The sequence below is a fragment of the Pseudomonas agronomica genome (assembly GCF_025917275.1).
Lineage (GTDB): Bacteria > Pseudomonadota > Gammaproteobacteria > Pseudomonadales > Pseudomonadaceae > Aquipseudomonas > Aquipseudomonas agronomica.
In genome coordinates this window covers 1-6125 of record NZ_JAOSHO010000313.1, presented here as the reverse complement: position 1 = coordinate 6125, position 6125 = coordinate 1, and the positions used below count along the sequence as shown (strand labels likewise).

The following is a 6125-nucleotide window of genomic DNA, read 5'->3' as shown; positions in this document are numbered from 1 at the left end:
AACGGTTCACAGACACACATTTTTTATTCAGGACAGGATCTCCCCCATGAAACGACTGCAAGGAAAAAGCGCGCTGGTCACCGGCGCTGCCCGGGGCATTGGCAAGGCGTTCGCCCAGGCCTATGTCGATGAAGGCGCCACAGTGGCGATCGCCGATATCGACCTGGATCGGGCCCAGGAGACTGCCGCTGAGCTGGGTGACAGCGCTTACGCCGTCAGGATGGACGTGACGGACCAGGCTTCGATCGACCAGGCCATCGACGCCGTGGTAGCCCATACAGGCAAGCTGGACATCCTGATCAACAACGCGGCGCTGTTCGACCTGGCGCCCATCGTCGAGATCACCCGGGAGAGCTACGAGCGGCTGTTCTCCATCAACGTCGCCGGCGCACTGTTCACGCTGCAAGCCGCCGCCCGCCAGATGATCCGCCAGGGCCACGGCGGCCGGATCATCAACATGGCGAGCCAGGCCGGCCGCCGTGGCGAGGCCCTGGTGGCGGTCTACTGTGCCTCCAAGGCTGCCGTGATCAGCCTGACCCAATCCGCCGGGCTGGATTTGATCAAGCATCGGATCAATGTCAACGCCATTGCGCCAGGGGTGGTGGACGGTGAGCACTGGGACGGCGTCGACGCACTGTTCGCCCGCCATGAAAACCTGCCCTTGGGCGAAAAGAAGCGTCAGGTCGGGCAACAGGTGCCTTATGGCCGGATGGGCACCGCGCAGGATCTGGTTGGCATGGCGATTTTCCTGGCTTCGGCCGACAGCGAATATGTGGTGGCCCAGACCTATAACGTCGACGGCGGTAACTGGATGAGCTGACGATCCTGAAGTTTTATGGCCTTGAGACGACGAAAATGGACCTATTCGCCTGAAAATTGATCCGACTACTTGAGGATCATCCCGAACGGTACCCAACGGTGCCGTTCCAAGGGATTTCAAGAGAGCGTGAATACCGTTGCCCCAGCCGGGCAAAAATTGCGCATCATAGGCGCCGTCCGCTCAAGGGAGATTTACATGCGTGCCATTTTTTCCGTCATGCGTCTTGCCGCGCTGTCGCTGGGACTGGCCTTTGCCGCCAATGCCGTAGCCACCGAAGAGACGCAACTGGTCGAGTCCATCAATCTTTACCGCAGCCAATCCCAAAGCTGCGCGGGCCAGGCTTCCCTGGAGCTGCCGCCGCTGGCGATGGACTCACGGTTGATCCTGTCGGCCAATGGCATCGGCGATTTGCAGCAAGCGTTGGCGCGGGCGGCGTATCCGATGGTCAACGTGCAGGCCATCAGCCTGTCCGGTCCACGGGACGCCCAGGCTGCGATGAAGGCTGTACAGGAAAGTTTTTGCCAAGTCGTGCTGGACCCGCAGTTCGTGGACATCGGCGTGAGCCGACTGGACCGGGAATGGCGCATCGTGCTGGCTCGCCCACTGTTGTCGGCGCGCCTCGGGGATTGGCAGGCCGAAGGCCGGAAACTGCTCAAGCTGATCAATAGCGCCCGCGCGCAGCCACGCCGCTGCGGCACCGAAGCGTTCGCCGCCACGACACCGCTGGCCTGGAACGACGAACTGGCCCTGGCTGCGGTGAATCACACCCGGGCCATGGCCAACAACAATTTCTTCGACCACAAGGACCGCGATGGGCGCATGCCAGGGGATCGCGCCGAATTGGCGGGCTACCTGGGCCAAGCCATCGGTGAAAACATCGCCGCCGGGCAGGACACGGCGTTGAAGGTGGTGGATGGCTGGCTGGCGAGCCCGGGGCACTGCGCCAACCTGATGAATCCGCAATTTCGCGATTTGGGGGCCGGGTATGCGATGGACCCGAAGAGCGATGCGGGGATTTATTGGACGGCGATGTTTGGTACCCAGTAATTGTATTGACCGGGCTTACGCCTTCGCGAGCAGGCTCGGTCCCACATAGGGATGTCGCAATCAGTGTGGCAGCGAGCCTGCTCGCGATGGCAGCGCATCGGGTCTTACTCCTGCCGCAATACCCGCCGCACATGCCCCATGAACTGGCTCAACGACGGTGACGGGGCCACGGGCTTGCGCTGCAGCAAGCCGATCGAGCGCTTTGCTGGCTGGTCAATCGCAGTGACAGTGCATTGTTCGCCAATGTTGAACACCGCCGTGCAACTGGCGGGCAACAGCGAAAACCCCAATCCTTCACGCACCAGGGCCGTGGCGGTGCTCATGTGCGCCACCTCCCATGCCGGCACCGGATCAACATTCAGGTAGCGCAACGCCGCGTCCGCCAACGGGCGGATGCTGGTGTCCGGCGTCAGGGCAATATAGGGCTGCTGCTGCCAGTCGCGATGATGGTCCTGGTGGCTGAGCAAGACCAGGTTGTCATCCAGCAGGCGCTCGAAGCTCAGGCCAGACAGGTCGTCGGGCAACGAACTGATTCCGGCGTCCACCTCGCCGCGCTGCACCCAACCCATGATCTCCCCGGCTCGGCCATCCAGCAGGTGCACCTTCACGCCCGGATGCTCACGCCGGAACGAGGCGATGACCACCGGCAAGAACGACGCCGCAGCGGTGGGCAAGGCTGCCAGCCGGAGCGTGCCGCGGCTCAAGCTGAGGGTGTCGCGGGCATCGCGCACGGCATCGTCCATGTCCCGCAGCATGCGCCGGGCCTGGGGCAGGAAGTGTTCGCCGGCCGGCGTCAACTCGACGCTGCGAGTATTGCGCGCCAGTAACTGCAACCCCATGCTTTCTTCCAGCTTGCGGATGCTGTAGCTCAGCGCCGGCTGGGACAGGTGCAATTGTTCAGCGGTGCGGGTGAAGCTGGAGGTTTCAGCGATCAGGATGAAGGCGCGAAGCTGGCGGAAGGATACGTTCATGGCCCGCTCATAAAATTAATGGATCAATTGATTCTACTTTTAAAATTCACAGAACAATCCAGCCTCTCCACTATAGGGCCACCCTTCAGTGGAACACGGACATGACAAAAACAATTCTCGTCGGGTGTGGCGCCGGTTTTGCCAATGATCGGCCTGACGCCGCCCTGCGCCTGGCCCAGGACCTGGCACAACGCAGCGGCCCGCGCTACATCATGCTGGAGCTGTTGGCGGAGCGGACGCTGGCCGAAGCGCAACTGCGCAAGCGCCTCGATCCACAGGCGGGCTACTCCGCCCGGTTGTTCGATTTCCTCGAACCCATGCTCGACCTGTGCATCGAAGCCGAGATCCCGATCATCACCAATGGCGGCGCCGCCAATCCGAGGGCGGCCGCCCAGCGACTGCGCCAAACCTTGGCGGGCCGCTTCCCGGGGCTGAAAATCGCCTGTGTGCTGGGTGACGACCTGCTGGAAGAAACGCCTCCTCGCTACGAGCAATGGCTGTCATCGGATCCGCTGGAACAGCCTGTGTCTGTGAACGTCTACACCGGCGCCGACGGAATCGTCCAGGCCTTGACCGAGGGCGCCGGCATCGTCCTGTGTGGCCGTGTCGCCGATCCCTCGCTGGCGGTGGGTGCGATCCGCCATGGGTTGGGTTGGAAAGCCGACGATTGGCAGAAAATCGCCGTGGCCACGGCGGCCGGCCACCTGTTGGAGTGCTGCACCCAGGTCACCGGTGGCTATTTTGCCCATCCCGGGATGAAAGACATCCCAGACCCGGCCAATCTCGGCTGCCCAATTGCCGAGATCCAAGAGGACGGCCGCTTGATCATTGGCAAGACCCGCGACAGCGGCGGCCGGGTCAGCGAGCAGACCGTGAAGGAGCAGCTTCTTTACGAAGTCCACGACCCACGACGCTACTTGACGCCGGACGTTGTACTGGACCTTGGCGAAGCCCGCGTGCAAGACCTGGGCGAAGACCGTGTCGAGATCAACGGCCTGCTCGGCCATCCGCGCCCCGAGACCCTGAAAGGCTTGGCAGGCGTGCGCGGCCTGTGGTTTGGCGAGGCGGAAATATCCTATGCCGGCCCCGGCGCCTTGGCGCGTGCGGCCCTGGCGCGAGAAATTCTGCTGGAACGTTTCGACCGATTGGCGCCAGGCGTGCAGCCCTGGATCGATCTTTCGGGCGTCGCCAGCCTGTTCAACGACCAGGGCGGTCGCTATCTGCAACAGCAACTCGCCCAGGCCCCGGCCCTGGAGGACGTGCGCGTACGCATCGGCCTGACCCACACCGACCGACCGCTGGTAGAAACGCTGTTGGCCGAAGTGGAGTCGCTCTACACCAACGGGCCGGCAGGCGGCGGTGGCGTGCGACGGCATCTCGTCGAGGCCGTCACCACGCGAAGTTTCCTGCTGCCGCGCGATGAAATCCACACGACCCTGGAGTGGTACTGATGAACCTCGTCACCCTTGCCGATTTCGCTCACGCCCGTGCTGGCGACAAAGGCAACATCCTCAGCATCGCGGTGTTTCCCCACGACGCGGCCCACTACGCCTGGTTGCTGCAGACGCTGACCTGCGAGCGGGTCGCCGAGCAATTCGCGACGCGACAACCCTCCAGGGTGCACCGCTATGAACTGCCGAACCTGAACGCGCTGAACTTCGTCCTCGAGGATGCCCTGGAGGGCGGCGTGAACCGCAGTTGCGGCCTGGACCGCCACGGCAAGAGCCTGAGTTACCTGCTGTTGGCCTTGCGCCTGCCCGGCCCGACGGACTGACCGAATCCAGTGCCTGCGAACCATCCGACAACAATAAAAAGAGAGGCTGCAACATGATTACAACCCTGGGTTTCCTGATGATGCTCGCCATCATCGGCTTGATATTGCTGCGCCGGATCAGCCCGGTGGTGGCGTTCACCACCCTCCCCGTGATCGTCTGCCTGCTCGCCGGCTTCAATCTTGGGCAGATCGGCGAGTTCATAAAGGCCGGCCTGATCACCGTGGCCCCGACCGCCGCGCTGTTCCTGTTTGCCATCTTGTTCTTCGGCATCATGCGTGACCGGGGATTGTTCGATCCGCTGGTCAACCTGCTGATCCGCAGCACCGGCGGCAAGCCGCTGGCCGTGGCGTTGGTGACGGTTTTGGTGACGTCCGTGGTGCATCTCGACGGCGTTGGCGCCGCCACGTTCCTGCTGACTATCCCGGCGCTGCTGCCCTTGTACAAACGCCTGAACATGAGCCCGGCAATGTTGCTGTGCCTGGTGGGTACCACGGCGGGCGTCATCAACATGGTGCCCTGGGGCGGCACGACCGCCCGCGCCGCCGCCGTGTCAGGCCTGGATGCCACCGCGCTGTGGCTGGGCTTGCTGCCGGTGCAGATGGTGGGCCTGGCGTGCATGCTCGGGGTGGCGACGGTATTGGGCTTGCGCGCCCAGCGTCGCCAACCGATGTCACTGGGTGCGGCCGCAACGTGTGATGTAGACGGCCTGCAAACCCAAGGCCGCGAATTCAGCCTCTCTCCCCGGGAGCTGCGCTACTGGCTGAACGTCGCACTGACCGGTGGGATCCTGGTATGCCTATTCACTGGCATCTTTCCGCTATACGCCTGTTTCATGGTGGGACTGGGCATCGCCCTGCCCTTGAACTTCCCATCCCTGGACGCCCAGGCCGAACGCCTCAAGGCCCACGCGTCCGACGCACTGCAGATGGTCCTGGTGATGATGGCCGCCGCAGTGCTGCTCGGCGTGCTGTCCGGCGCGAAGATGTCCGACGGCATGGCGTTGGCGCTGATCAACATCTTGCCTGCCGGCTCTGCCCAATACCTGCACGTGATTGTCGGTTTCTTTGGCGTGCCCTTGGGCATGATCTTCTCGCCGGATGCCTACTATTTCGCCCTGCTGCCGGTGATCAAGGACGTGGCCGCCGCAGCTGGCGTTCCCCTTGAAGCCGTGGCACGGGCCATGTTGATCGGCGAGAACACCGGATTCTCCATCAGCCCGGTGGTGCCCAGCGTGTACCTGGCACTGGCGCTGTCCGGCGTGGAACTGCGCAAGCACATGGCCTATACGTTTTTCTGGGTCTGGGGCGTCAGCCTGGTGATGCTCGCCTTCGCCGTGGTGACCGGCGCGGTACAGGTCTGACCAGTGTGGGAGCAAGCCTGCTCGCGAAGGCGGTGCCCCAGTCGATGAGGATGTTGAATGTACCGGCCTCTTCGCGAGCAAGCCCGCCCCCACAAAGTCTGCGGCGGACGTAAATTCTGCGGTTTCTTGCAAATCCAATGTGGGAGCGAGCC

General features: G+C 63.2%; 6 protein-coding genes. 5 read left to right on the top strand and 1 reads right to left on the bottom strand.

Going from position 1 to position 6125, the window contains the following annotated elements:
* Positions 1–46: 46 nt before the first annotated feature.
* On the top strand, positions 47–820 hold the full coding sequence (locus OC610_RS19255; protein ID WP_264429897.1) for an L-iditol 2-dehydrogenase: 774 nt from the start codon (positions 47–49) through the stop codon (positions 818–820).
* Positions 821–1015: 195 nt separating this feature from the next.
* The gene (locus tag OC610_RS19250) at positions 1016–1867 is read left to right on the top strand and encodes a CAP domain-containing protein (RefSeq protein WP_264429895.1); all 852 of its coding nucleotides are present in this window, start codon (positions 1016–1018) and stop codon (positions 1865–1867) included.
* 104 nt (positions 1868–1971) lie between these two features.
* Here the strand turns inward: OC610_RS19250 and OC610_RS19245 are convergent, their stop codons facing one another.
* Positions 1972–2838: a LysR family transcriptional regulator gene (locus tag OC610_RS19245; RefSeq protein WP_264429893.1), complete on the bottom strand. Its 867-nt coding sequence runs from the start codon at positions 2836–2838 to the stop codon at positions 1972–1974.
* A 101-nt stretch (positions 2839–2939) separates the two neighbouring features.
* Here OC610_RS19245 and OC610_RS19240 point away from each other — a divergent pair, with 101 nt between their 5' ends.
* The 3 genes from OC610_RS19240 to OC610_RS19230 are packed head-to-tail and all read left to right on the top strand — an operon-like array spanning position 2940 to position 5973.
* Entirely contained in the window at positions 2940–4289 is a 1350-nt protein-coding gene (locus OC610_RS19240; protein ID WP_264429890.1) for an acyclic terpene utilization AtuA family protein, read from the top strand.
* Complete coding sequence (locus tag OC610_RS19235; protein WP_264429888.1) at positions 4289–4612, top strand: AtuA-related protein; 324 nt, start codon at positions 4289–4291, stop codon at positions 4610–4612. Before OC610_RS19240 ends, OC610_RS19235 begins: the two co-directional genes overlap by 1 nt.
* A 53-nt stretch (positions 4613–4665) precedes the next feature.
* The gene (locus tag OC610_RS19230) at positions 4666–5973 is read left to right on the top strand and encodes a CitMHS family transporter (protein ID WP_264429886.1); all 1308 of its coding nucleotides are present in this window, start codon (positions 4666–4668) and stop codon (positions 5971–5973) included.
* Positions 5974–6125 lie beyond the last annotated feature (152 nt).

Bases quoted from the DNA above. Each gene is read 5' to 3' on its own strand.
- OC610_RS19255 (WP_264429897.1), top strand. From the start codon at position 47: ATGAAACGACTGCAAGGAAAAAGCGCGCTGGTCACCGGCGCTGCCCGG.
- OC610_RS19250 (WP_264429895.1), top strand. From the start codon at position 1,016: ATGCGTGCCATTTTTTCCGTCATGCGTCTTGCCGCGCTGTCGCTGGGA.
- OC610_RS19245 (WP_264429893.1), bottom strand. From the start codon at position 2,838: ATGAACGTATCCTTCCGCCAGCTTCGCGCCTTCATCCTGATCGCTGAA.
- OC610_RS19240 (WP_264429890.1), top strand. From the start codon at position 2,940: ATGACAAAAACAATTCTCGTCGGGTGTGGCGCCGGTTTTGCCAATGAT.
- OC610_RS19235 (WP_264429888.1), top strand. From the start codon at position 4,289: ATGAACCTCGTCACCCTTGCCGATTTCGCTCACGCCCGTGCTGGCGAC.
- OC610_RS19230 (WP_264429886.1), top strand. From the start codon at position 4,666: ATGATTACAACCCTGGGTTTCCTGATGATGCTCGCCATCATCGGCTTG.